This is a genomic window from Pseudoxanthomonas sp. SORGH_AS_0997 (genome assembly GCF_031453535.1).
GTDB lineage: Bacteria > Pseudomonadota > Gammaproteobacteria > Xanthomonadales > Xanthomonadaceae > Pseudoxanthomonas_A > Pseudoxanthomonas_A winnipegensis.
This window is the reverse complement of the sequence record NZ_JAVIZI010000001.1, coordinates 2992088-3015190: the sequence shown is the minus strand read 5'-3', so window position 1 is coordinate 3015190 and position 23103 is coordinate 2992088. Positions and strand designations below refer to the sequence as shown.

The window sequence follows — 23103 nt, the reverse complement described above, 5'->3', positions numbered from 1 at the left end:
GCGTCTGACGCCATGACCGAGCGCAAGCGCCCGGTTCCCGCCTGGTGGGACCTCCCGCCGCCGCCACTGCCGGTCCACTCAGGATCGCGGCGCTAGAATCCAACCCCCATCGAAGATGCCCACCACGCCGATGTCCAAAGAAGAATTCAAGCAAGCCGCGCTGGACTACCACAGCCAGTCGCCCGCCGGGAAGATCAAGGTCATCGCCACCAAGCCGATGATCACCCAGCGCGACCTGGCCCTGGCCTATTCGCCCGGCGTGGCCTATGCCTGCGAGGAGATCGCCGCCGATCCCAAGGCCGCCAGCACCTATACCGCGCGTGGCAACCTGGTGGCGGTGATCACCAACGGCACCGCGGTGCTGGGCCTGGGCGCGATCGGCCCGCTGGCGGCCAAGCCGGTGATGGAAGGCAAGGGCGTGCTGTTCCAGAAGTTCGCCGGCATCGACGTGTTCGACATCGAGATCAACGAGACCGACCCGGACAAGCTGATCGAGATCATCGCCTCGCTGGAACCATCCTTCGGCGGCATCAACCTGGAGGACATCAAGGCCCCGGAGTGCTTCAAGGTCGAGCGCACGCTGCGCGAGAAGATGAACATCCCGGTGTTCCATGACGACCAGCACGGCACCGCGATCATCGTCGGCGCGGCGGTGCTCAACGCCATGATCGTCACCGGCAAGAAGATCGAGGAGGTCAAGCTGGCGACCACGGGCATGGGCGCGGCGGGCATCTCCTGCGTCAACATGCTGGTCTCCCTGGGCCTCAAGCCCGAAAACATCCTGGCCCTGGACCGCGAAGGCGTCATCCACACCGGTCGCACCGACCTGGATCCGGACAAGCAGCGCTACGCGCGCGACACCGACAAGCGCACCCTGGCGCAGATCGTCGAGGGCGCGGACATCTTCCTGGGCCTGTCGGCCCCGGGCATCCTGACGCCCGAGATGGTCAAGTCGATGGCGCCGCAGCCGATCATCTTCGCCCTGGCCAATCCCAATCCGGAGATCATGCCGGAGGTCGCCAAGGAGGCGCGCCCGGACGCGATCATCGGCACCGGTCGTTCGGACTATCCGAACCAGATCAACAACGTGCTGTGCTTCCCCTACCTGTTCCGCGGCGCGCTGGACTGCGGCGCCACCGGCATCAACGAGGCGATGAAGGTCGCCTGCGTGCGCGCCATCGCCGCCCTGGCCCGGCGCGAGGCCTCCGACCTGGGCGCGGCCTATGGCGGCGAGACGCCCAGCTTCGGCCCCGACTATCTGATCCCGCGTCCGCTCGACCCGCGCCTGCTGGTGGAGCTGTCCAGCGCCGTGGCGCAGGCGGCGATGGACTCGGGGATCGCCGAGCGCCCCATCGAGGACATGGAGGCCTACCGCAACACGCTGAGCCAGTTTGTCTACCGCACCAGCCTGATGATGAAGCCGGTCTACGACCGCGCCCGCGCCGATCGCAAGCGCGTGGTCTACGCCGAGGGCGAGGAGGAAGTGGTGCTGCGCGCGGTGCAGACCGTGGTCGATGAAGGCGTGGCCTTCCCGATTCTTATCGGTCGCCCGGAGGTGATCGACCAGCGCATCAAGCGCATGGGCCTGCGCCTGGTCGCCGGCCAGGACTTCGAAGTTACCAACATCCACGACGACCCGCGCTTCAACGAGTACTGGCAGACCTACCACGCGCTGACCGAACGCCGCGGCGTGACCGTAGCCGCGGCCAAGGAGCTGATGCGCTCGCGTCCGACCCTGATCGCGGCGGTGATGGTGGCCCGCGGCGAGGCCGACGCCATGCTCACCGGCATCGTCGGACGCTTCCACAAGAAGCTCGGCTACGCGCGCAGCGTCATCCCACTGGAGCCGCGCGTGAGTTCCACCTCGGCCATGACCGGCGTGATCAACCAGCAGGGCGCGTTCTTCTTCGTCGACACGCACGTGCAGGAAGATCCGACCGCCGAGCAGATCGCCGAGGCCACGCTGCAGGCCGCCTTCCGCCTGAAGCTGTTCGGCATCGAGCCCAAGGTCGCGCTGCTGTCCCACTCCAACTTCGGCAGCCACGACTCGCGCGACGCCCTGAAGATGCGCGCCGTGCGCGAACTGCTGCTCAAGCGCCGGCCCGACCTCAACATGGACGGCGAGATGCAGGGCGACACCGCCTGGGACGAGACCCTGCGCCGGCAGATCATGCCCAACAGCACCCTCAAGGGCCGCGCCAACCTGTTCGTGCTGCCTAACCTGGAGGCGGCCAACATCGCCTACAACCTGGTGCGCGTGTTCACCGAGGGCGTGGCCATCGGCCCGATCCTGATGGGCGTGTCCAAGCCGGTCCACATCCTCACCGCCAGCGCCACCCCGCGCCGCGTGCTCAACATGACCGCCATCGCCGCGGTCGACGCCCAGATCCGCGAGCAACTGGCCAACCGCGGCGAGGGCGAGTAAGCCGGTCGGGCCCCGCGTGACGCGGGGCCTTGGCGTATCTCGGTCCCCAGCCTCCCGTTACCACCGGGTGCGGGCAGCTTGGGACAACCGGTTGCGAGTCGCCACTCGTCGCGCACGCTTGCGCCGACCCGGAGAGTACCGGGCCGCGCCCGGATGATCCGGTCGCTGACTGCAAGGTGGGAGCCGCCATGGCGGCAATGAGGCTCTCAAGGTGAAACCCCATCGCCGCCATGGCGGCTTCCACAGGAACCCATCAGTCCGTCATTCTCGAGGAAGCGGGAATCCATGGACGTATCGCTCACTGTCCGCGATCTCCGGGCCCGTGTTCGCGCTGTCTTCCTCGCGCCTGGCCTGTCGTGTCACCTGTACGCAACCATGCCGGGCAAGTCTTCTCGCGCAACGCTTTAAAGAAAAACCATGCCTCCAGCATCTCTGCCCCGCGCGCCCACACCACAAACCTGCACGCCCGCCAACCGCGCCAAGCCCCGCGCTTGAAACGCCCCCAGCCCGCACGCATTCCCTTGCCGCGCCCGCGGTTGGGCGCTCTTAGGAGAAATGCATGCCGCACCATGAAACCGTCGCGCTGACCGGCGTCATCGAACACGTCTTCGCGCATCGCTTCACCCTGCAGTCCGGCGACCAGGTCCACCTGGCCGACCTGGGTCCCAAAGGCGCCGAAGCCTTCCCCCTCCAGCAGGGCCTCTCAGTGAGACTGGAAGGTGAACAACGCCCCTCGGAGATCAAGGTCACCCGCATCAGCAAGAAGGGTGGACGCTTCGTCGAGGTGGAGCACAAGAAGCCCCATCACGGCCCCAAGCATCACCACCATCACCACCCGGATGTGCCCGCCGATCCGCGAGCCGCCCTGGCCGCCGTCAAACAGGCCGGATGGACCACGCATGGCAAGCCGGAACGCAAGCCGAAACACTTCGAAGTGCTCGCCTATCAGGGAGAGGGCGACTGGACCGAGCTGCACGTTGACTTCGCCGGCACGATCTACAAGCAAAAGCCCGCCGACCCCGACAAGTGGGGCCTGGAAGCCTGACCCACCAAGCGCCCCGGCCCCGCCGGGGCGCTTTTGTTTTCGAACGGCGGGGCGACCCGTCTAAGTCCGGGCCATGAAGCACGCGGCAACCGGGACAACAGGAAGGGCGTTTCATCGACACCCGCTGGCGGCCTGTTGCGCGGGATGGAACGCGCGAGGTCCAGCTAGCGTCGCAGCTTCGGACTAGCGCTTGCCCTTCGGCCGCTCCTTGAACTCGGCAATCAGCCGCGCGAGGTCGTCGTCTTCGGCATAGAAGTAGGCGACGGGAAGCTCGAGGACTGCGGCTAGCCGCTGCAGGGTTTGCAGGTCGGGCTGGTGGACGCCGGTCTCGTAGCGGTTGACGCGGGTGCTGGCGACGAATTCGTCCAGGCCGGCGGCGATGCCGAGGGCGCGCTGCGAGATCGCATGCGTCTCGCGCGCCTGGCGCAGCCTGCGGCTGTAGACGGGGAGCGGCGGCTTGTCAGCCACGGGCGCGTACTTGTGTGCCTTCCATGCAGGAAAGCTTCCGGTCGCCCGGGCTGCCTCGATACTACGATTTACGTAGGTTAGCGAGCGCGGCGATGAGAATGAGCAAGTCGAACGCGGAGTACGCTCAAGTTTGTCTTGGTCCGCCGCGTTGCGGCTGCACGTGCCGAGGCGCATGTCATGGCCTGGTGCGTGCTCAACCAGGCTGATGCGGAACTGCTTCAGCGCTTCTTTGGGCATCGGTTGCCTGATGGCTTCGACGTGGCCGTCGAGTCCGCGTCGTCAGACCTCTCCCGGGATCAACTTCCTCGAAGATCAGGTCTGTCCCAGCTGGCGCATGACCCTGGCAAGGGTGCGGAAGGGCTCCTCACTCCGATGCGCGTCCAGGACGCTCAGCGCTTCGGTGTCATTCTCGATGTAGAAGAAGCTGATCGGCAGCGCCAGCACGTCGGCGAACAGCTTCTGCAACCCCAGCTTGGGCTGATGAACGCCGGTTTCATAGCGACTGATCCGCGCACTGGCGCCGGACTCATCCAGGCGTGCGGCGACCGCCAGATGGATCTGGGAGAACCCGTAGAAATCCCGCGCCTCGCGCAGGCGTCGGCCGTAGACATTACCTGGCGGCTTCCGCGTCATGCGTGCATATCAGTCCTCGATATGCGGAAGCTTCAGAAACGGCGCTTGACATCGATACTACGTAAAACGTAGTGTTCACGATGCTACGTATATCGTAGCCATGGGACCTTTCGCCTTGAGAGCTGGCGCGTGCGGCCGCCGCTCGGCGTGGGCGTGGGGAAAGCAAGTCAACAGACGGGAATACGCCTTCGCTTGCGGCTGTCCGACGGCCGCAACGCTCAGGTCGTGCCTGTCGGATGCCAACGGGGAAGACGCATCATGGATTCGCGGCAATCACGACATGTCGTTCGCAGCATGCTGTTCTGGGTCGCCGTCGCGCTGAGCGGCGCGGTCGGCGCACAGGAAGTCACACGCAAGACCGATAGCGACAAGCAGCCCACGGACCCAAGGCAGGACGACCCGTCGACCCAGTCCGCCGTCCAACTCGACACCGTCCAGGTCACCGGCACCCGCATCAAGGGCGGCACCACGCCTTCGCCGGTGATCACCATCGACAGCACGCGCATCCGCGAGGAAGGCTTCACCGACCTGGGCGAAGTGATCCGCAGCGTCCCGCAGAACTTCAGCGGTGGGCAGAACCCGGGCGTCTCGACCAGCGCCAACGTCAGCGGCAACAACATCAACACCACAGGCGGGTCCAGCCTCAACCTGCGCGGGCTAGGCCAGGACGCCACGCTGACCCTGCTCAACGGGCGGCGCATGTCCTACGGCGGCTGGGCGCAGGGCGTGGATATCAGCGCGATTCCGGTGGAGGCCGTGGAGCGTCTGGAGATCGTCCCGGATGGCGCCTCGGCAGTTTATGGCGCCGATGCCGTGGGCGGGGTGGCCAATGTGATCCTCAAGCCCGACTTTGACGGCGTCACGCTGGGGACCCGCTTTGGCGGTGCCACCGACGGTGGGCTGGCGATGCGGGAATACACGGCGACCGCGGGGACTACATGGGACGGCGGCGGACTGCTCGCGACCTTCAGGAAAGCCTCCAGCGATCCCATCGATGCATCCCAGCGGGCCTACACCCGGCGCATGTACCAGCCGGCGACGCTGTGGCCCGGCAGCGATGCGCGCAGTGGCCTGGTCAGCCTGCACCAGGCGCTGGGCGATGCGCTGGAGCTGCATCTGGATGCGCTGCGGACCGAGCGGCACATGAGCATGAAGACCGGCTACGCCACGTCCTATTACCTGGATACGCCGGAGACCAACACCACCCTGGTATCGCCAGGCCTCGACCTGGCGCTGCCAGGCGACTGGACGTTGACCGCCAGTGCCGCGCAGGGGCGCGACAAGACCTACACCCATCGACAGGTCATCCGCACCCAGACCGGTGTGGTCTCGTCCGACAGCCTGGGCACCTACAGCAACCAGAGCGCGACCTATGAGCTGGGCGTCGAAGGCCCGGTGCTGACACTGCCGGCTGGGCAGGCCCGGCTGGCGGCCGGTGCGGGGTACCGCGCCGTGGATTTCCTCAGCCTGGGCATCACCAGCAACCGCACCGTGGCCGACGGTGACGAACGCAGCCGCTTTGCCTATGTCGAGCTCAACCTGCCGCTGGTCGCGCCGGAGCAGCAGCGACGCGGCGTGGAGCGATTTTCCCTGACCGGCGCAATGCGGAACGAGGATTACGATGACTACGGCCGGGTCACCACGCCCAAGCTGGGCTTGATCTATGCGCCAGGCAGCGACTTCACACTGCGCGCCTCCTGGGGCAAGTCCTTCAAGGCGCCACGGTTGCTGCAGCGCTATACCAACCAGGACATCGCCCTGTACCCGGCGGCGACGCTGGGCGGTGACGGGCAGGCTGCCGGCGCGACGGTGCTGTATCGGGCCGGCGGCAATGCGGACCTGCGCCCGGAGCGGGCCAGGACCTGGAGTGCCGCGCTGGCCTTCCATCCGGAAGGCCTGCCAGGGCTGGAGGCGGAGCTGTCATGGTTCGATATCGATTACACCGGTCGCATCGTCCAGCCGGTGGTGGCCACCCAGGCGTTGCGCAATCCGGACTACGCGGCGTTCGTGACCACCGATCCAACCCAGGCCGAGATGGCGCAGGCCATTGCCGACTCTGTGCGCTTTTTCAACTACACCAGTGGCGGCTACGACTCGACCCAGGTGGTGGCCATCGTCGACAACCGCAGCGTCAATGCCGCCGCCCAGCACATCGAGGGGGTGGACCTTTCCGGCGCTTATCGCTTCGACGTGGGGCAGGGGCGATTGGCGTTGCGCGGGGCAGCCAGCTGGCTGGACAGCAGGCAGGCCACGCTGCCCACCCAGGACGCTTACGACTTGGCCGGCACGCTGTATTACCCCGCCCGGGTGAGCGCGCGCGTCGGTGCGGTATGGCGCCAGGGCGGACTGATGGCCTCGCTGTTCGGCAACTACAAGTCCGGAGTACGCAATACCACCCGCGATGAAAAGGGAGCATCGTTCACCACCTTTGATGCCACCTTGCGTTATGAGCTGGCGGCGGGCCTGGGGATGCTGTCGGACGTGGCTATCGAGCTGGCGGCGCAGAACCTGTTCAATCGTGCGCCGCCGCTGTACACGGTGACCACGTTGAACGAGGCGCCGTTCGACTCCACCAACTACTCGGCGGTCGGGCGCTTTGTCAGCCTGTCCGTCTCCAAGCACTGGTGAGGCCCATGAAGCGCTTGGCGATGGGCCTGCTGTTTGGCGTGATGGGCTGCGTGTCCGGGGCGTCTGCGGTGACGCCCCGGGCCCTGCTGGAGGTGGTGGACTTCGGTCCACCCGTGTTGTCGCCGGATGGTAGATGGGTCGCGTATCGGACCGAGCTGGCCTCGGTGGAGCGCAATACCTATGACACGGTCTGGTACGTGCAGTGGGTAGAGGGCGAAGGCCTCGAAAGGCCGCGGCGCCTGACCGAAGGCGGCGTGCCGCTGCGCGATATCGCCGGTGTCAGTCTGAGCATGGCCCCGGTGTGGTCGCCGGACGGCCGATGGATCTATTACCGGGCGCTGGTGGACGGCAGGATCGATGTGTGGCGGGCTGCCGTGGATGGCGCGGGTGCGGACGCGCTGACCCATGATGCAGCGGACGTGCGGGCCTTCCGGCTCTCGGAGGACGGCCAGACGCTGGAATACAGCGTCGGTGCCAGTCGCCAGGAAGTGGAGGCCGCCGAGCAGGCTGAGGAAGCGCGCGGCGTCCACGTCGACCCTGCCGTGCCATTGGGGCAGGGCCTGATCCGCTCGGCCCGTGTCGATGGCGTGCCCGCCACGCAGCGCTTCGCCACTGGCACGCTGGTGCGCGGGCGGCTGCTGGCGCAAACGCCCGACCATTGGAAGGTGCTGCACCTGGACACCGGTGCGCGGGGGGAGGGCGCGGTGGCGCGGCCTGCGGCGGAGGGAGCGGCACAGGAAGGCCCCTGGCGGCAGGCACGCTCGGACGACGGCTGGCTGGCGGCGTTGAACCGCATCGGGACCCAAGGCGATCTGCTGCAGAAGCCCGGCGTGACGCTGTCGGTGCGTCGCCCCGATGGCCGTGTCATTGCCTGCACCGTGCCGCTGTGCGTGGGACGCCAGTTCACGGCATTGCAGTGGCGGCCTGGACGCCGCGAGGTCGTGACGACGGTGACCGATCCTGAAAACGGCGGGGCGCAGTCGATCCTGCTCTGGGAGGTCGCCACTCACCAAGTGCGGCTGCTTGCGCAGGGTCCGGGTTTGATCAATGGCGGCCGTGCCCAGGACAGTCCCTGTGGGATCTCCGCTGCGTGGTTGGTCTGCGTGACAGCCGATGCCAACCAGCCGCCACGCTTGGAGCGAATTGCGCTGGACACCGGTGCGCGCACGGTGCTGTTCGAGCCCAACTTGGCACTTGCGCAGGAGCTGTCCCGCGGACCTGCGGCCCGGCTGATCCACTGGCGCGGAAGTGACGGGCAGGCGTTCACCGGTCAGTTCTATCCGCCGGCGGTTGTCGCCGCGGCGGCGCCGCTGGTCGTCAACTACTACCAGTGCACGGGCTTTGTGCGGGGCGGAGTGGGAGACGAATGGCCATTCTTCAGCCTGGCCGCGCGGGGCATCGCTGCGCTGTGCATCAACCAGGCGCCGTACGTCCGTACGGCGGACCGGCGCTATGACGCTGCGATCTCCGCCGTGGCAGGTGCGGTCAAAACGCTCTCGGCCGATGGCGCGATCGACTGCGGCAAGGTGGGAATGGGGGGCTTGAGCTTCGGCAGCGAGGTGACCCTGTGGACCGCGTTCAATACACATCTGCTGTCAGCTGCCTCGGTCAGCACCCCGTCGCTGTCCTCGACGTACGCGCTGCTGATGGGATTCGCCGGCAAGCCGTTGGACGACATGCTGAGGCTCAACTGGCAAGTGGGGACGCGGCAGGAGACGCCGGGCCGCTGGCGACAGCTGGCGCCCCAGTTCCACGTGCAGCGCATTTCAGCGCCTGTGCTGTTCCAGATGTCAGAGCAGGAGTACCTGTTCGCCATGGATTACGCCGCGCCGATGCTGACCGAAGGCAGGGCGGACATGTACGTATTTCCGGATGAGCCCCACCAGAAGTTCCAGCCCAGGCACAAGCTGGCGGTCTATCAACGCAATGTCGACTGGTTTCGCTTCTGGTTGCAGGGGGATGTCGATCCGGACCCGGGCAAGGCCGTGCAATACGCACGCTGGCGGGAAATGCGCGCGCGTCACGCAGCGATCGCGCCAGCGGGTGCGGCGACGTGCAGGCGCGGCGTGGCCACCCGCTAGCCACGCTGCCTGACGAAGTTTTCGGCGGTGCACAGCTCAAAGATGCGCAGAAAGGACTGGTCACGCGAGCCGAGCGGGCGCTTGAAGTAGGCGTCCAACTGGTCGCCATCCAGCAATCCATGGGCATGTAACGCACCGTCTAGCAGGAACCGACGCAGCCTGTCCTTGTGCCGGCGGTACAGCGCGGCGTTGTAGTTCATGAAGCTGCCTTTGCTACGTCGATGAAGGATGTCGGCTGGCAGTCGATCGGCAAATGCATCCCTCGCGACCGCCCGATTGCGACCGCCGGCGATCCAGAACCAGCTGGGCACGCGCAGACAGGCCTCCATGACGGGTTGGGACAGCAGCGGCATGCGGATCCTGCGGCCGTCGCTGCGTAACATGACTTCCTCGAACATCTGGTTTCCGGCGAGGTCCAAGATCCGCTCACGCATTCCCGGGAGCAGGTCGGAGGGAAGGTCCAGCCAGGGATGGAGCTCCAGCGGCTCGGCGACCGGAGGGAACAAGAAGCGGTTGTCCTGCTTGTAGGGCGCTGCGGGAGCGGTGACTAACTTTTTCGCCGTCAGCCATACCGCCTTGGTAACGGTGCAGCCATGTAGCCGCGTCAGATCGAGGACGCTAAGCCAGCCGGCCGCAGTGCCCGCCGCACGAAATGCGTCGGCAGCCGGCGCAGCGGTTTTCAGATAGCCGAAGACAGTGTCGCCGCCACCTCCGGAGTAGATGGCATTGACTTGGGCGCGTTCGGCTTGGACATCCATGGCTCGCGCCGCCGCGTGCGCCAGCGGTGAGACGGCCGGTCTGAGGGCCTGCCCGGGGAGCCGAACCTCCACACCTGCTTCGGCAAGGCTGAGATGTGCTTCCTGCAGATCGACCCCGAGTTGGCTGGCGATCTGCAGTGCGTAGGGGCGTTCATCGGCCCCGGGCAGTGGCGAGAGCACGGTGCAGGCACTGACCCGGGCTCGCACGCCCTTCAAGCTGACGCCGACGATGGAGGAGTCCAGGCCGCCGGAGAGCTGCAGAAGCAGCGACACATCAGACTGCGCCATGGTCTGCACGACGGTGGTCACGGCAAGGCGAACCGCCTGCGCAGCCGAGGTGGGATCCGTCAGCGGCGCTGCGCCTCTGGAAAACTGCCCGGGCGACCAGGCCGTGGCGGTACGGCCCGAGCTACTGTCCCATTCGAGACAACACCCGGGCAGCAGCTCGTGGACGCCGGCCAGTGCAGTCCGCGAGATCTTGCCCGCCGGATATGCCAGGCAATGCGCCATGAACTCCCAATCCACGCTGGGCTGATACACGCCCAGCTGTGAGGCAAGCGAGACGTCTGAGGTGATGAAGCCATGTGCAAGGGAATAGGCACAGCCAAGTCCGCCTGACGGCTCGCGTAGGACGTTGATGCTTTGCCTTTCGTGCTCCAGGCGCGGCTGGAGCAACACGTAGCTGCCCCAGTAATGAGCAAGCAGGTGGCCGTGTAAGGCCTCCGGACCGGAAAGCCGGGCGAGTTGGGGATCGTGATCAAGCCTGCGACCATCGCGATGGTAGATTTCACCGAGCAGAAGCATCCCCTGGGGCAGCTCACGCACATCGACGTTTGAATCGGCGAAAACCGTGAAGCCCGCTGCGCGCTTGGAGGTGGTCAGGCCAAGCGCGCTTAGCCTCTTCGCTTGCTGCTTCCTGGTCTCGTTGGACGCGAAATGTGCGTGCGACAAGGCAATGTAGCGGTACATCACAGCACCCGGATGGGCACGTAGTTCCATGTGTTCCCAATGGTGTCGTTGAGGACGATCTCTTCGTACTGGGCCCACGCATGTGCGGAGAATGGGTCGCATGCTACGGCGAGGACCAACTTGGCCTGGATCCCGCATTTGGCCAGGAAATGTACGAGTGAAAGAGAGTCGAGCAGACACTTCGGCGTCACGGGGACGTATGGACGGACGCGTTCAAAGATGCGGGCTGCAGCGACTGCAGTTTCTGCCGAGACGCACAGGTGTTTCTGATGGGCATTGGCGTTGATCAGCATGGTGCGGCGGCGATCCAGCATGTGTAGCACCTCATGGAGCGGCCGCCGCTTGAGCCACCAGGACAAAGTAAGGACAGAGGCAATGACGGCGCTGGCGTACTTCAAGGAGATTCTCGCGTCGGGTGCCCCTTCCATGGCGCTTCGGATTGCCGGGGGCGCCAGCACCGGTGACCGCACGGTCAACTCACCCGTTTCGCGCGAAGCAATTCGGTGACTGGCCAGTGCATGGAGGTCGCGTTTGGTGACCTCCATGCCATCGAGGAGTTCGAGAACCCGTGATTCGAGCTTTTCGGGAAGTTGAAAATAGAGGTCCTTCTCGACATCCAGGAAGATCAGTCGTCCATCGATCCGGCAGTAGGACACGACGCTGTTGTTTGCCAGGACATCCATGGTCATTACCGTAAAAGGGCGCGCCTTGCGGCGCGCCCTTTGATTACGCTTCGGAAATGCCAGCACCAGGCTGCTCACCCAGCATTTCGACGGCGGGAGAGCCTCCGCCCTGCGTTTCGATACTGGCGACGCCAAGCACGATGACGTTTTCCGGCGTGTTGCTGCGGATGTTCTCGTTGCTGTCCATCTCAGTCTCCTTTGGATGCGTCATGGCGAATCCATGACAGGGCCAGCCTGGAACGGCGATGCGGTGTTCTCAAGTAATTTCTGCTGTGTACTTGAAGAATTCTTTTCGCTCGCTCAGTGCAGCCGGTCGCGGCGCTCGGCCAGCAGGGCGACGATCTGCGGGACCAGTTGCCTGCGATGGGCGTGATAGTCGCGCAGCGCATGTTCCAGGCGCTGGAGGTCATGGGCGACGAAGAGCTGCTGGAGTCGATCCAGCTCCTCCGGCATGTCGATCATCAACTCCAGCGTGGCGCGGCGGATCGGCGCCAGGCGGTCGTTGGTGCGGCGCACGGCTTCATGCAGCGACCACTGTCCGCTGCTTCGCGCGATCGCATCGAACAGCTTCCACGTCCGTTTCGGCACATCGTCGCTGACTGTGGCCCGCGCACTGGCGTGCTCCGAAGCCTTGCGCGCCGGCGAGGTGCAGGCCATGACCAGTAGCTGCTCCATCCAGCCGTACAGGTCGCGCAGGCTCAGTTCGGTGGGCAGCGGCACCTGGAAGCCATGACGGGGGTGGTCGACGATCACGCCTTCGCCCGCGAGACGATACAGCGCGCATCGCACTGGTGTCGGGCTCATATGAAACTCGTGGGCGAGCGATGCCGGGTCGATGCGTTCGCCCGGGACATAGCGCCCGGACTGCAGGGCGCGCCTGACCGTGCTGTACAGCAGTGCCGTCTTGGACCGTACTGGATCCATCCTGCGTGTCCCCATCCGTGTCGCGCCGCCTCCCCGCGCCCGATCGTACACGCATCGCCAGGAAGTTTTGGAAGCGGATATTGCGAAGATGCGTGCCTCAACAATGGTCGGCGGTAACCCTGGGTATCGACGTGACCGTAAGGCACGGGGCGCATGTCGTCGACGAGCGTTTTCGTAGGTGCCACTCTTTCTCAAGCCCGCCGGGAGCTGGGACATGCATCACCCGCCGTGCCTGGCGTAGGATCCGCCGATGGCCTCCCTCCAGCGGCTCCCCGTCCCTGCGCTGCGCGGCCTGGTGGCATCGGTCTGGGCGCACGAACCCGCTGCGCCAAGGAAGGATGCGCCGGCCACGATGCGCGAATATGTGCTGCCGACCGGTGCCACGCACCTGGCGGTGCGCATTGGTGGCGCGCCATCGCGGGTGTTCGATCATGCTTCGGATCGGTGTGGTCATCTTCTGGGCCACGCGGTGGTAGGAGGCGCGCGCACGGCTTACCACGTGCGCGATGTCGCGCAGCCGGCCATCTCGGTCGGTGCGATGTTGCGCCCGGGTGCCACTGCGGCACTGTTCGGCGCGCCCGAATCCGCCCTGGCCGGGCATCACACCCCGCTGGAGCTGCTGCTTCCCGCTGGCGAGGTCGACGCACTGCTTGCGCTGTTGCATGCCTGCGGCGACAGGTCGGCGCGACTGGCGGCGTTCGAGGGCTGGCTGATCCGGCGCGCTGGCGGCCAGCGGCCGATCTTGCATCCGGCACTGGCGGTCGTGCTGCGGCGGCCTTGGTGCGCGGATCTGCGCGTCGAGGACATGGTGCGTGCCAGCGGGCTCAGCCATCGTCATTGCATCGCCATGTTCCGGCAGGCGACCGGTTTGGCGCCTAGCCAATGGCTACGGCTGCAACGCTTCTCCCATGCGATAGACCTGGCGTGCGGGCAGGCTTCGAGCTGGGCCGAGATCGCCGCTTCGTGCGGATTCGCCGACCAGGCGCATCTGGCCAATACCTTCCGCGATGTGGCCGGGCTGACACCCTCTGCCTGGCGGCGGCTGGCCGATCCTGCGGCGCCAAGGCACGTGCCGCGCTGAGCCGCGCCCAGGTCAATTCCTTGCAAGACCATGCAAGGGCGGCGTCACAGAATAGGGACCCAACCCAGACGAGGAATGCGCATGGCAATCCAAGAACTCTATGCCTACCTGTGCGTGCGCGATGCCGCCGCAGCGATGGATTTCTACGCCCGCGTGTTCGGCGCACGCGAGCTGTTCCGCCTCACCGAACCGGACGGTCGCATCGGCCATGCCGAGGTGGATCTGGATGGGCATACGCTGATGCTGTCGGAGGAGTATCCCGACATGGGCGTTCGCAGTCCCGAGCACCTTGGTGCCACGCCGGTCACGCTGCATCTGCACGTGGATGATGCCGATGCGCTGGTGGCCCGTGCCGTGGCGGCGGGCGGGACGCTGGAGCGTGCGATGCAGGACCATTTCTACGGCGAGCGCTCCGGGACCGTGCGCGATCCCTTCGGACATCGTTGGCTGATCGGCCATGCGATTGAGTCGGTCACCCCGGAAGAGATGCAGCGACGCTACACCGCCCTGTTCGCAGCCGAGCGATAGGTCCCACGACGACTAGGCTCGATCCGTCGGCGCGGGAACCGGTGACGACTGCAGCTTGGACATCCTCGGGCGAACGTGGGCCCGGGTTGGGCATTCGCCAGGCGCCTCAACGTGTTCGGTAGACACAGTGCTCTGGCAGGCGGTCAGACGCTGGGCCGTGCGCGCGGCCTCATCAGCATCATGGCGGCCAGACCCGGCAGACCGACGAATCCGCAGAACGCGATCCAGGCGAGGCGGACTCGCCCTGCAAGACCTTCGCGATGCGCGTAGTAGGCGGCGCACGCGGCGGAGGCCAACAAGAGGCACCCTGCGAACGCCATGATCGACATGGGCAGGGGCGCGGGCGTCGCAGCGGACAATGGCGAGGTGGGCGCGAACACGGCGCGCGCCTGCTCCAGCGCGGTGTGCAGCACCGGCGAAGGCCACCAGCTTCGATAGCGGTGCAGGGCGGGGTAGTCGAAGGATAGGGGCGTGGAATGCAGCACGGGGGGGCGCCCGTCATCGAAGCCGCGCAGCAGGAACAGCGCGGGTCGCGTGCCGTCCTCGGTATGCGCCAGTTCCGAGTCCACCAGGCAGACCAGGACGCCGTCGCTCAGGGCGATCATGTCGAGGCTGCTCAGTCGTGCGGTGGCAGCAGGTAACGCGATGCGCGTCAGGAGTTTCGGCGGAGCCGCCTCAGCCAGGGCCGCATCAGCACGGTAGAAGTACAGCGCCTTGTCGCTCATCAGGACCCACCGCCCACCGATACGTCCTACGCCTGCGATGCTTTCCTCGTTGGGCACACCGAGCCAGCGCGTGATGGTCCGGTCGGCGCTGTCGTACCTGTACAAGGTGTCGCGCGCAAGCAGCGCCGTGTCGTCATTGGGCAGGCCGGGCAGGTGACCGATCGGCACGGCGACGTACGTAAACGCCTCGCGCTGCGGCCCGATGCCCAACGTGCCGGCGGCGCGCCCGTTGAGCAGGTTCTCGCCCTGCAGGCGCATCCGGTCATGGCTGAAGGTCCAGCGGGCGTGGCGCTCCGGATCGTCGAACTGCAGGGATGTGAGGTTGCTCAATGCGTTGCGCTGGGACAGCTGCCTGAAGCGAACGGTCAGGCGCTGCGGCTTGCCCGCCTCGACCGCAGCCTGCAGCCGCTCCAGATCGGCAGGCCGCGCGTCGTGCAGCGCCCTCAGCATGCGCGCGCGCGGCTCCATCTTCTCCGCCTCCGTGTGGCCGCCGGGCGGCGGCACGGCGGTGTTGAGGGGATGCGAGCCCTGCGCGATCCACAGGAACTCCGCGCCGAACAGCATCAGCAGCACGACCAGATATGCGCCCGCGCTCAGCGGAAGCGCCAGCAGCGCGCTCGCCCACGGGCCACGCGGCGTGGCCTCGACATCGGGCCTGAAGGCGCACAGCACCAAGGCGAGCAGCCAGGCGGCGACCAGCAGCTCGACCGCCAGCATCGCGATCCCGGTCGCATCGGCGAACACGAGCCAGGCCAGCAGCGCCACGGCCGCCAGCGCGGTCCGCGGCCCGCGCAATGCCCAGAAGGCACCCGCCAGATAGCCCGCCATCGCGCTCAGCCATGCGGCGCCGGGCAGCAGCCAATGACGCAGATCGACCACACGCGCGGTCGTGCCCTGCTGCCAGGCGGCAAGCAGCAAGGTCGGCAGCAGCACCGCGACCAGCAGGACCACGCCTGCCGCGCCGCATAGCGTGAGCGCGATGCGCGTCGGCGGCACAGGGCGATGCAGCAGCGTGACCCAGTGACTGCCGCGGCGATAGCCGCCTATCTGATACAGCCCCAGCAGCGCGCCGGCCAGCGCGTAGACGCCGCCGATGGCGCGATGGATGGGCAGGGTCTGCTGCGCCAGATCCATCAGGCGGGTGCCGAAGCCCAGCGCGCACAGGTGCACGAGCGCGGCGATGACGGCCCAGGTGCGGAAGCGCACGCATTCGACCTTGAACAGGCTCCACATGGTGTGTCTCCAGGACTGGCGTCAGTGGACGGGCGGGGCCGCGTGGCGCATCGACAGGAAGGCGTTGACCGCGCGGTCCAGGCTGACCGGCATGGCGTCGATCGAGCGGGCGCCCGCGGCGCGCAGGAAGTCGGCGAAGGTCTCGTCCTGATCCAGCACCAGGTAGTGATGCAGGCCGTCGAGCCGGCGCGCTTCCATCAGGCCGGGAATCGTCTCGTGCGGCGGACCCTTGAACGGGATATCCGCGATCCAGTAGGTGACCCGCTCGCAGAAGCCTTCCGGCGCCGACATATGCCTGAGCCTGCCGTCCTCGAGCAGGATGAGGTTGTCGGCGACGCGCTCGATCTCTTCCATCTGGTGCGAGCAATAGATCACCGTGCGGTCTTCCATGACGTTGCCGTGCAGCAACGATTCGAGGAAGGCGCGCTTGGCGACCACGTCCAGTCCCAGGGTGGGCTCGTCCAGGATCAGCAGTTCCGGACACTGCGCCAGGCTCAGGGCCAGGTTGAAGCCGGCGCGCTCGCCGCGCGAGAGCTGGGCGATCTTCTGCGTGGGCAGCAGCCGGTAGTGGCCGATGACCTCATCGAAGATCGGCTGCCGCCACTGCGAATACTGGCGGCGCTGCATCGCGGTGATCTCCTCGACCCGCATCCAGCCCGGCAGCGTGTGTTCTTCGTTGACGAAGCCGATGCGGGCGCGGTCGCCGGGCGTCAGCCGCTGGCTGTCGCGGCCCAGGATGCGCGCCTGTCCGCCGCTGGGCGAGAGGAAGCCGAGCAGGATGCGGAACAACGTGGACTTGCCTGCGCCGTTGACGCCCACCATGGCGTGGATCTGGCCGCGCTGGATGCGAAGGTCCAGCCCGTCCAGCGCGAACCTGTCGCCGTAGCGCTTGCTCAGCTGCTCGGTTTCGATCGCCAGATCGCGCGCGCCGTCCCTGGCGCCGAACGTGTCGGAAGTCTCCATCACGCACGCTTGCGCGGAAGCGCGCGCTCGAACGCGTCGGCGATGCGCTGCTGCACGGTCTTGGCCGGCAGTCCGAGCGGGACGACGTCGTTGACGAACGTGGCGACCGCTTCATCCAGCCGGCGTTCGCGCTCGGCATCGGAGAGCCGTTGCCGCGGCGGCGCGACGTAGAAGCCCATGCCCTGCCGCGAATCGAGCCAGCCTTCGGACACCAGCTCGGCATAGGCCTTGGCCACGGTGTTGGGATTGATCGTCAGCTGCTGCGCCAGCCCGCGCACGCTGGGCAGCTGCTGCCCGTGGGCCAGGTCGCCGGTCGCGATCCGCATGCGGACCGCGTCGGTGATCTGCCGCACGATGGGGCGTGGATCGCCGGTGGCGATCTGGATCATCAGCGCTGCGGTACGGGCCACGTCGTCGCTCCTGTTGATGTGTACTACTACAAATAGTACAGTTGCCTTCGACGGCTGTCCAGCACGGTTGGCCGATCGCCACGGCGCCTGCATCGGCAGGCGTCTTTTTTTTATCCGATCTGTACTAATTGTAGTAGTACAGACAAACAGAGGAAACTCCGATGGATGCTCTACGCAAGCTGGCTCAGCGCATGCCGCGCCTGGCCGTTGTCGCACTGTCCTGTGCGGTCCTGCCCGTGTTCGCGCGCGTGCCCGACGCGGGCCCCGCGCGGTCCGTCGAGGTCGCGCGCTATTTCGAGAACTGCCATGCCGTGAGGGTCTGCAATGGCAGCTTCCTGGTCACGCAGCATGGCAAGGTCGTCTATCAGGGCGCCCTGGGAGAGGCCGACGCCAGCGCGCAGGTCCCGCTGACGGTGGAGGATGCCTTCGACATCGGCTCGGTCAGCAAGCAGTTCGCGGCCGCGGCCGTGCTGCGCCTGGCCAAGCGGGGCCAGCTGGCCCTGGACGACCCGGCCGCCAAATACCTGCCGCAGCTGCCCTATGCCGACATCACGCTGCGCCAGCTGCTCACCCACACCTCGGGCGTGCCCGATGTCTTCCCGCTGTACACGCAGCTCCTCAAGCGGGGCGAGGTCACCACGGCGATGCGCGGCGACGAGGCGGTCGCGCTGCTGGTGCAGCACAAGGCGCCGCCGCTGTTCGCGCCTGGCTCGGCCTTCGAGTACAGCAACACCGGCTACATCCTGCTCGCGCAGATCGTCGGCCGCGTCTCGGGCATGGAGTACGCCGAGTACCTGCAGCGGGAGTTCTTCAAGCCGCTGGGCATGATGCACACGCGCGTGCGCCTGCCGGACAACGATGCGCTGATCCAGCCGCGCGCATGGGGCTTCATCGTCCGCCCGGACGGCAGCCGCAAGCCGTTCGACCAGATTCCGAACTTCTATCCCGTCGGTCCCGGCGGCATCTATTCCACCACGCACGATCTGCAGCTGTGGGCCGATGCGCTCCAGCAGGGCCGGGCGATATCCAAGGCCAACTGGGCGCTGGCCACGACGCCGGCCACGCTGTCAGATGGCAGCAAGGTGCCTTACGGCTTCGGCTTCAAGCTGGTGGACTCCGCGCTCGGCCGTCGCATGGTCACCCATGGCGGCGATTGGCGGGGCTTCAAGTCGGATCTGACCCTGTTGCCCGAGCAGGGCATCCAGATCGTGATGCTGACCAACAATGCGCAGGACGACAGTGTCGAGGCGGCGCGCGACGCCGTGGAAGCCATCCTGGCGGGCAAGCCGCGCCCGATGCTGCGCATGTCGGTGCACTGGGACCTGTACAAGCAGGCCGACGGCCTGGATGCGGCGCAGATCACGCGCTGGCTCGATCAGCAGTGGAAGGCGGTCCCGCAGCGCTACGACTTCCCGGGTCAGCCGCTGGAACAGGTCGCCGGCGAGCTGCTCAAGCGCAAGGCGGCGGACAAGGCCGTGGCCGTGCTGGCGTTCAACGCCCGCATCCATCCCAGCTCGCTTGACGCGCTGGACAGCCTGGCCGATGTCTATCGCGAAACGGGAAACCGCCAGGCGGCCATCGAACAGCTGCAGAAGATGATCGCGCTGAAGCCAGAGTCCAGGCGCCTGCGCCAGCGTCTTGCGCAGCTGCAGGGGGAGTGAGCGGCCGGCCACCCGCCATCACTCCACCATCCCGGGACATCGCACCGTCGTTCCCGCGAAGGCGGGAATCCAGGGGCTTCCGTAGGGAAGCATCGAGGCGCTGGGTTCGCGCCTGCGCGGGAACGACGGTTTGCAGGGGTGCTCGGGCTCTGACTGCAGTTCGTCATCCAGGCAAGCTCCGCCGGGAGCTCGCAGCTGCGGCGGCCACCCATCGCGTGCACTCACGCCTTCAACCGCAGCGACAAAAGCGATGAACGCAACGTCCACGGATTCCCGCTTTCGCGGGAATGACGGCATGAAGGCGGTGCTTTCGGCGCTGCCGTTCCGGTGCGGCTTAGTCGCGCTTGCCCCGCAGCCGCTCCAGCACGCCTTCCAGCGTGTCCAGATCGGTGTAGTGGATCACCAGCTTGCCGCGGCCGTTGCGGCCGTGCGCGATGGCCACGGTCGTGCCCAGCGTCTCGGACAGCTCGTTCTGCAGGGATGCGATATCCGCCTGCGGCACGGCCCGGGCCGGCTTCTTCTTGCCGCTGACCGGCACGCGGCCGGCGGCGAACTGCGAGGCGCGGTGTTCGACCTCGCGTACCGACCAGCCTTCGTCGGCGGCCTCGGCGGCCAGCTTGCTGGCCAGCTCCGGCGACAGGGTAAGCAGCGCGCGGGCGTGGCCCATTTCCAGCCGGCGGGCCTCGAGCAGCGCGCGGATCGCCGGCGGCAGCTCCAGCAGGCGCAGCAGGTTGGACACCGCCGCGCGCGAACGGCCGACGGCCTCGGCGGCCTGGCCGTGGGTCAGCGAGAATTCGTTGATCAGCCGCTGCAGCGACTGCGCCTCTTCTAATGGATTGAGGTCCTCGCGCTGGATGTTCTCGATCAGCGCCATGGCGATGACGGTGCGATCGTCCAGCTCGCGCACCACCACCGGCACTTCGGCCAGGCCGGCCTGCTGCGAGGCGCGCCAGCGGCGCTCGCCGGCGACGATCTCGTAGCGGCCATCGTCCTGCTGGCGCACGACGATGGGCTGGATCACGCCCTGGGCCTTGATCGAGTCGGCCAGCTCGTCCAGCTTGGCCGGGTCCATCGCCATGCGCGGCTGGTAGCGGCCCGGCTGCAGCTGCCCCACGGGCACGTTGCGCAGGACTTCGCCAGGCTGGGCCTCGGCCGGTGCGGTCTCGGCGGCCTTGGGGCCGAGCAGCGCTTCCAGGCCGCGGCCCAGGCCGCGCTTCTTCGGGGCGGCGGACATCAATAGGTCTCCATGGGGGATTGCTGCGCACGCATGCGCTCCTGCTGGCGACGGATCAGTTCACCGGCCAGGCCAAGATACGCCACGCCACCGCGCGAGGTCCGGTCGTAGCCGACGATGCTCTGGCCGTGGCTGGGCGCCTCGGCCACGCGCACGTTGCGCGGCACGATGGTGCGGAACACCTTGTCGCCGAAGTGTTCGGTGAGTTCGGCCGAGACCGCGTTGGCCAGGTTGTTGCGTACGTCGAACATGGTGCGCAGCACGCCTTCGATCTCGAGCTTCGGATTGAGCCGGCCGCGGATGGCGCTGATGGTGTCCATCAGCGCCGACAGGCCTTCCAGCGCGTAGTACTCGCACTGCATCGGCACCAGCACCGCATCGGCGGCGGTCAGCGCGTTGAGCGTCATCAGCGACAGCGCCGGCGGGCAGTCGATCAGGATCCAGTCGTAGTCGGCGCGCAGCGGCTCCAGCGCCGACTTCAGGCGCTGCTCGCGCTCGGGCTGGTCCATCAGCTGGATCTCGGCGGCGGTCAGGTCGATGTTTGCCGGCAGCAGGTCGAAGTCCTCGGCCGTGCGCACGATCGCCGCGCGCGCCTCGCATTCGCGCAGCAACACCTCGAAGGCCGAGGCCTCGATCTGGCGCTTGTCCACGCCGCTGCCCATGGTCGCGTTGCCCTGGGCATCCAGGTCCACCAGCAGCACGCGCTGCGGCGTGCGGGCCAGGCCGGCGGCGAGGTTCACGGCGGTGGTGGTCTTGCCCACGCCACCCTTCTGGTTGGCGATGGCGACGATGCGGGCCATGCGAGGGCGTGTCCTGGGGGAATGGGAAAGGAACGGGGGATTATGCGGGTTTCGGTCAGGCGCGTCCCACCGTGACCAGGTGACGCTCGCCGTCCTGGCCGGGCACGGTCAGCGGCGTGGCCTCCACCAGCCGCCAGCCGGCGGGCAGGGCGGCGATCTCGGCGTGCGGCATCACGCCCTTCATCGCCAGCAGCAGGCCATCGGGCTTGAGCAGGTGGCCGCCGACCTCGACGAGGCCGGCCAGCGTGTCCAGCGCGCGGGCGGTGAGGCGATCGAATGCGCCCGGGCGATCCAGCGTCTCGGCCCGGCTCTCGGCCACGCTGGCATTGGTCAGCCCCAGCTGGCGCACGGCTTCGCGCAGGAAGCGCGCCTTCTTGCCATTGCTCTCCACCAGGGTCACCTGCAGGCGCGGATGGGCGATGGCCAGCGGGATGCCGGGCAGGCCGGGGCCGGTGCCCAGGTCGGCCAGCGTGCCCTCGGAGACGAAACGGTGCATCGCCAGCGAATCGAGCAGGTGGCGGGTGACCATCTGCCGCGGGTCGCGCACGGCGGTGAGGTTGTAGGTGCCGTTCCAGCGCACCAGCAGGGCCAGATAGGCCAGCAGCGGCGAGGCCAGCGCGGTGGACAGGCCGAGTTCGGCCAGCCCGTCGCGCAGCGGCGCGTCCAGGCCGGCGGGGAGGGAATCGTGGGTCATCGCCGGCGATTTTATCGCAGGCCCGGGGCCGCGCCGTCCGGCGCCGCGCGCCAGGCCACCGCGGCCAGGTAGTGCGGATGCGGCTGCCACTGGTGCAGGGTCCAGTCCGAGGGTGCGCCCAGGCGCGGATCGCAGGCGACCAGCTGCAGCGGCGCGGCGTCCAGCGCGTCCAGGTCGCCGACGGGCGCAAACGTCAGCCGCTCCAGCCCGAACGAGATGCCATGCCCGTGCGCCTTCAGCAGCGCTTCCTTGGCGCACCACAGGCGCAGGAACGCATCAGTGCGCTCGTGCTCTGGTAGTGCGCGCAGGGCCTGCGTTTCGGCAGGGGCGAAGAAGCGCTCGGCCAGCTCCAGCGCGCGTGGACGCGGACGCAGGCGCTCGACGTCCACGCCCAGCTGCACCTGCGGCCCGGTCGCCAGCAGCAGCGCGTCGCCGCTGTGGCTCCAGCCGACATCGTGCGCGGCCAGCGCGCCTTCCAGCCGCGGGCGCCCGCGCGGATCGCGTTGCAGTGGCAGCGCCTCGGGCGCGGTGTCGAACCACGCCGCCAGCAGCGGACGCGCGACCGGCTCGCCCGAACCGCGCGCAGGATGCGAGGTCCACCACACCTGCAGCGGCCCGATGCGATGCTGCGCGAAGAACGTTTCGCTCGGTTCAGCCATGTGCATGCGACAGGCCGCGCGATGGAAATTCGTCGGAGAACCAGCCCTGCGTTTGTGAAGGCCGCCGCGCCCAGCGGCCCGCGCGGCCCTGATTTTCAAGGGGTTTGGCGCGTGCGATGCGTCCTTCGTATACGACGGTTTCACGCCTACAGCCGCCAAATCGTCCCACCCCCGCGACGGGGCTTTTCACCCTACGAATCGAGGAGAGCATCATGGGCATCATCATTTGGCTGATTGTGGGCGGCGTCGTTGGCTGGCTCGCCAGCATCATCATGCGTCGTGACGCCCAGCAGGGCATCATCCTGAACATCGTCGTCGGCATCGTCGGTGCCGCCATCGCCGGTTTCCTGGGCGGCGGCAGCATCAACCAGGCCATCACCGTCGGCACCTTCCTGTGGTCGCTGCTCGGCGCGGTGATCCTGCTTGCGATCGTGAACCTGTTCACCCGCAAGAGCGTGCGCTAAGCGCAGCTGGGTTGGCGCGCAACGCGCGCCAGCCAGG

General features: G+C 67.3%; 21 protein-coding genes. 8 read left to right on the top strand and 13 right to left on the bottom strand.

Translation table 11 applies throughout. The features are described from left to right. The first annotated feature begins 130 nt into the window (after positions 1–130). Complete coding sequence (locus QE438_RS13225; protein ID WP_130535963.1) at positions 131–2425, top strand: NADP-dependent malic enzyme; 2295 nt, start codon at positions 131–133, stop codon at positions 2423–2425. Positions 2426–2984: 559 nt separating this feature from the next. Then, the gene (locus tag QE438_RS13220) at positions 2985–3470 is read left to right on the top strand and encodes a hypothetical protein (RefSeq protein WP_130535962.1); all 486 of its coding nucleotides are present in this window, start codon (positions 2985–2987) and stop codon (positions 3468–3470) included. Positions 3471–3653: 183 nt separating this feature from the next. Here the strand turns inward: QE438_RS13220 and QE438_RS13215 are convergent, their stop codons facing one another. Continuing rightward, a complete protein-coding gene (locus QE438_RS13215; RefSeq protein ID WP_306995019.1) occupies positions 3654–3938 on the bottom strand; it encodes a helix-turn-helix transcriptional regulator in 285 nt (94 codons plus the stop codon). A gap of 312 nt (positions 3939–4250) precedes the next feature. After that, complete coding sequence (locus QE438_RS13210) at positions 4251–4571, bottom strand: helix-turn-helix transcriptional regulator (protein ID WP_306995022.1); 321 nt, start codon at positions 4569–4571, stop codon at positions 4251–4253. 294 nt (positions 4572–4865) lie between these two features. Here QE438_RS13210 and QE438_RS13205 point away from each other — a divergent pair, with 294 nt between their 5' ends. Beyond that, positions 4866–7199 carry a TonB-dependent receptor gene (locus QE438_RS13205; RefSeq protein ID WP_306995024.1) on the top strand — a complete coding sequence of 778 codons (2334 nt, stop codon included), beginning with the start codon at positions 4866–4868 and terminating at the stop codon, positions 7197–7199. Between the two features lie 5 nt (positions 7200–7204). Continuing rightward, positions 7205–9280, top strand: coding sequence for an Atxe2 family lasso peptide isopeptidase (locus QE438_RS13200; protein ID WP_306995026.1), 2076 nt, complete (start codon positions 7205–7207; stop codon positions 9278–9280). On the opposite strand, the gene QE438_RS13195 is transcribed toward QE438_RS13200, so the two are convergent. From QE438_RS13195 to QE438_RS13180, 4 genes are all read right to left on the bottom strand, one after another. Then, complete coding sequence (locus QE438_RS13195; protein ID WP_307184127.1) at positions 9277–11037, bottom strand: asparagine synthase C-terminal domain-containing protein; 1761 nt, start codon at positions 11035–11037, stop codon at positions 9277–9279. The genes QE438_RS13200 and QE438_RS13195 overlap by 4 nt on opposite strands. Further along, the gene (locus QE438_RS13190) at positions 11007–11768 is read right to left on the bottom strand and encodes a lasso peptide biosynthesis B2 protein (RefSeq protein WP_306995031.1); all 762 of its coding nucleotides are present in this window, start codon (positions 11766–11768) and stop codon (positions 11007–11009) included. Before QE438_RS13190 ends, QE438_RS13195 begins: the two co-directional genes overlap by 31 nt. Then, a complete protein-coding gene (locus tag QE438_RS13185) occupies positions 11734–11877 on the bottom strand; it encodes a benenodin family lasso peptide (protein WP_306995033.1) in 144 nt (47 codons plus the stop codon). The genes QE438_RS13190 and QE438_RS13185 overlap by 35 nt, the downstream gene beginning before the upstream one ends. Before the next feature lie 113 nt (positions 11878–11990). Continuing rightward, entirely contained in the window at positions 11991–12665 is a 675-nt protein-coding gene (locus tag QE438_RS13180; protein WP_306995035.1) for a GntR family transcriptional regulator, read from the bottom strand. A gap of 199 nt (positions 12666–12864) precedes the next feature. Between QE438_RS13180 and QE438_RS13175 the strand changes: the two genes are divergently transcribed. Together QE438_RS13175 and QE438_RS13170 are read left to right on the top strand one after the other, a co-directional pair. Continuing rightward, entirely contained in the window at positions 12865–13695 is an 831-nt protein-coding gene (locus QE438_RS13175; RefSeq protein ID WP_306995037.1) for an AraC family transcriptional regulator, read from the top strand. Between the two features lie 81 nt (positions 13696–13776). Further along, a complete protein-coding gene (locus QE438_RS13170) occupies positions 13777–14223 on the top strand; it encodes a VOC family protein (RefSeq protein WP_306995039.1) in 447 nt (148 codons plus the stop codon). Between the two features lie 143 nt (positions 14224–14366). Here the strand turns inward: QE438_RS13170 and QE438_RS13165 are convergent, their stop codons facing one another. From QE438_RS13165 to QE438_RS13155, 3 genes are read right to left on the bottom strand one after another with little or no spacing between them, the layout of a single operon-like run. After that, the gene (locus tag QE438_RS13165; protein ID WP_306995041.1) at positions 14367–16181 is read right to left on the bottom strand and encodes a hypothetical protein; all 1815 of its coding nucleotides are present in this window, start codon (positions 16179–16181) and stop codon (positions 14367–14369) included. Between the two features lie 21 nt (positions 16182–16202). Next, positions 16203–17144 carry an ATP-binding cassette domain-containing protein gene (locus QE438_RS13160; protein ID WP_306995043.1) on the bottom strand — a complete coding sequence of 314 codons (942 nt, stop codon included), beginning with the start codon at positions 17142–17144 and terminating at the stop codon, positions 16203–16205. Continuing rightward, the gene (locus QE438_RS13155) at positions 17144–17554 is read right to left on the bottom strand and encodes a GntR family transcriptional regulator (RefSeq protein WP_306995044.1); all 411 of its coding nucleotides are present in this window, start codon (positions 17552–17554) and stop codon (positions 17144–17146) included. Before QE438_RS13155 ends, QE438_RS13160 begins: the two co-directional genes overlap by 1 nt. Positions 17555–17715: 161 nt before the next feature. Here QE438_RS13155 and QE438_RS13150 point away from each other — a divergent pair, with 161 nt between their 5' ends. Continuing rightward, positions 17716–19215: a serine hydrolase domain-containing protein gene (locus tag QE438_RS13150; protein WP_306995047.1), complete on the top strand. Its 1500-nt coding sequence runs from the start codon at positions 17716–17718 to the stop codon at positions 19213–19215. Positions 19216–19549: 334 nt separating this feature from the next. Here the strand turns inward: QE438_RS13150 and QE438_RS13145 are convergent, their stop codons facing one another. Genes QE438_RS13145 through QE438_RS13130 form a run of 4 tightly spaced genes read right to left on the bottom strand, consistent with a single transcriptional unit; the run spans position 19550 to position 22602 of the window. Beyond that, a complete protein-coding gene (locus tag QE438_RS13145; RefSeq protein ID WP_130521603.1) occupies positions 19550–20449 on the bottom strand; it encodes a ParB/RepB/Spo0J family partition protein in 900 nt (299 codons plus the stop codon). Next, positions 20449–21249: an AAA family ATPase gene (locus QE438_RS13140; protein ID WP_306995050.1), complete on the bottom strand. Its 801-nt coding sequence runs from the start codon at positions 21247–21249 to the stop codon at positions 20449–20451. Before QE438_RS13140 ends, QE438_RS13145 begins: the two co-directional genes overlap by 1 nt. A 55-nt stretch (positions 21250–21304) precedes the next feature. Continuing rightward, positions 21305–21943 (bottom strand): 16S rRNA (guanine(527)-N(7))-methyltransferase RsmG, encoded by a 639-nt coding sequence (gene rsmG, locus QE438_RS13135; protein ID WP_306995052.1) that lies wholly within the window; start codon positions 21941–21943, stop codon positions 21305–21307. A gap of 11 nt (positions 21944–21954) precedes the next feature. Beyond that, the gene (locus tag QE438_RS13130; RefSeq protein WP_306995053.1) at positions 21955–22602 is read right to left on the bottom strand and encodes a 4'-phosphopantetheinyl transferase superfamily protein; all 648 of its coding nucleotides are present in this window, start codon (positions 22600–22602) and stop codon (positions 21955–21957) included. Positions 22603–22814: 212 nt separating this feature from the next. Here QE438_RS13130 and QE438_RS13125 point away from each other — a divergent pair, with 212 nt between their 5' ends. Next, positions 22815–23066, top strand: coding sequence for a GlsB/YeaQ/YmgE family stress response membrane protein (locus QE438_RS13125; RefSeq protein WP_130521611.1), 252 nt, complete (start codon positions 22815–22817; stop codon positions 23064–23066). Positions 23067–23103: the final 37 nt, after the last annotated feature.

What these genes read in the sequence shown, in the direction of transcription:
- QE438_RS13170 (WP_306995039.1), top strand. Translation starts at nt 13,777, where the DNA reads ATGGCAATCCAAGAACTCTATGCCTACCTGTGCGTGCGCGATGCCGCC.
- QE438_RS13145 (WP_130521603.1), bottom strand. Translation starts at nt 20,449, where the DNA reads ATGTCCGCCGCCCCGAAGAAGCGCGGCCTGGGCCGCGGCCTGGAAGCG.
- QE438_RS13150 (WP_306995047.1), top strand. Translation starts at nt 17,716, where the DNA reads ATGGATGCTCTACGCAAGCTGGCTCAGCGCATGCCGCGCCTGGCCGTT.
- QE438_RS13165 (WP_306995041.1), bottom strand. Translation starts at nt 16,181, where the DNA reads ATGTGGAGCCTGTTCAAGGTCGAATGCGTGCGCTTCCGCACCTGGGCC.
- QE438_RS13210 (WP_306995022.1), bottom strand. Translation starts at nt 4,571, where the DNA reads ATGACGCGGAAGCCGCCAGGTAATGTCTACGGCCGACGCCTGCGCGAG.
- QE438_RS13130 (WP_306995053.1), bottom strand. Translation starts at nt 22,602, where the DNA reads ATGGCTGAACCGAGCGAAACGTTCTTCGCGCAGCATCGCATCGGGCCG.
- QE438_RS13160 (WP_306995043.1), bottom strand. Translation starts at nt 17,144, where the DNA reads ATGGAGACTTCCGACACGTTCGGCGCCAGGGACGGCGCGCGCGATCTG.
- QE438_RS13195 (WP_307184127.1), bottom strand. Translation starts at nt 11,037, where the DNA reads ATGGAACTACGTGCCCATCCGGGTGCTGTGATGTACCGCTACATTGCC.
- rsmG (WP_306995052.1), bottom strand. Translation starts at nt 21,943, where the DNA reads ATGACCCACGATTCCCTCCCCGCCGGCCTGGACGCGCCGCTGCGCGAC.
- QE438_RS13140 (WP_306995050.1), bottom strand. Translation starts at nt 21,249, where the DNA reads ATGGCCCGCATCGTCGCCATCGCCAACCAGAAGGGTGGCGTGGGCAAG.
- QE438_RS13205 (WP_306995024.1), top strand. Translation starts at nt 4,866, where the DNA reads ATGCTGTTCTGGGTCGCCGTCGCGCTGAGCGGCGCGGTCGGCGCACAG.
- QE438_RS13225 (WP_130535963.1), top strand. Translation starts at nt 131, where the DNA reads ATGTCCAAAGAAGAATTCAAGCAAGCCGCGCTGGACTACCACAGCCAG.
- QE438_RS13125 (WP_130521611.1), top strand. Translation starts at nt 22,815, where the DNA reads ATGGGCATCATCATTTGGCTGATTGTGGGCGGCGTCGTTGGCTGGCTC.
- QE438_RS13200 (WP_306995026.1), top strand. Translation starts at nt 7,205, where the DNA reads ATGAAGCGCTTGGCGATGGGCCTGCTGTTTGGCGTGATGGGCTGCGTG.
- QE438_RS13185 (WP_306995033.1), bottom strand. Translation starts at nt 11,877, where the DNA reads ATGGACAGCAACGAGAACATCCGCAGCAACACGCCGGAAAACGTCATC.
- QE438_RS13175 (WP_306995037.1), top strand. Translation starts at nt 12,865, where the DNA reads ATGGCCTCCCTCCAGCGGCTCCCCGTCCCTGCGCTGCGCGGCCTGGTG.
- QE438_RS13220 (WP_130535962.1), top strand. Translation starts at nt 2,985, where the DNA reads ATGCCGCACCATGAAACCGTCGCGCTGACCGGCGTCATCGAACACGTC.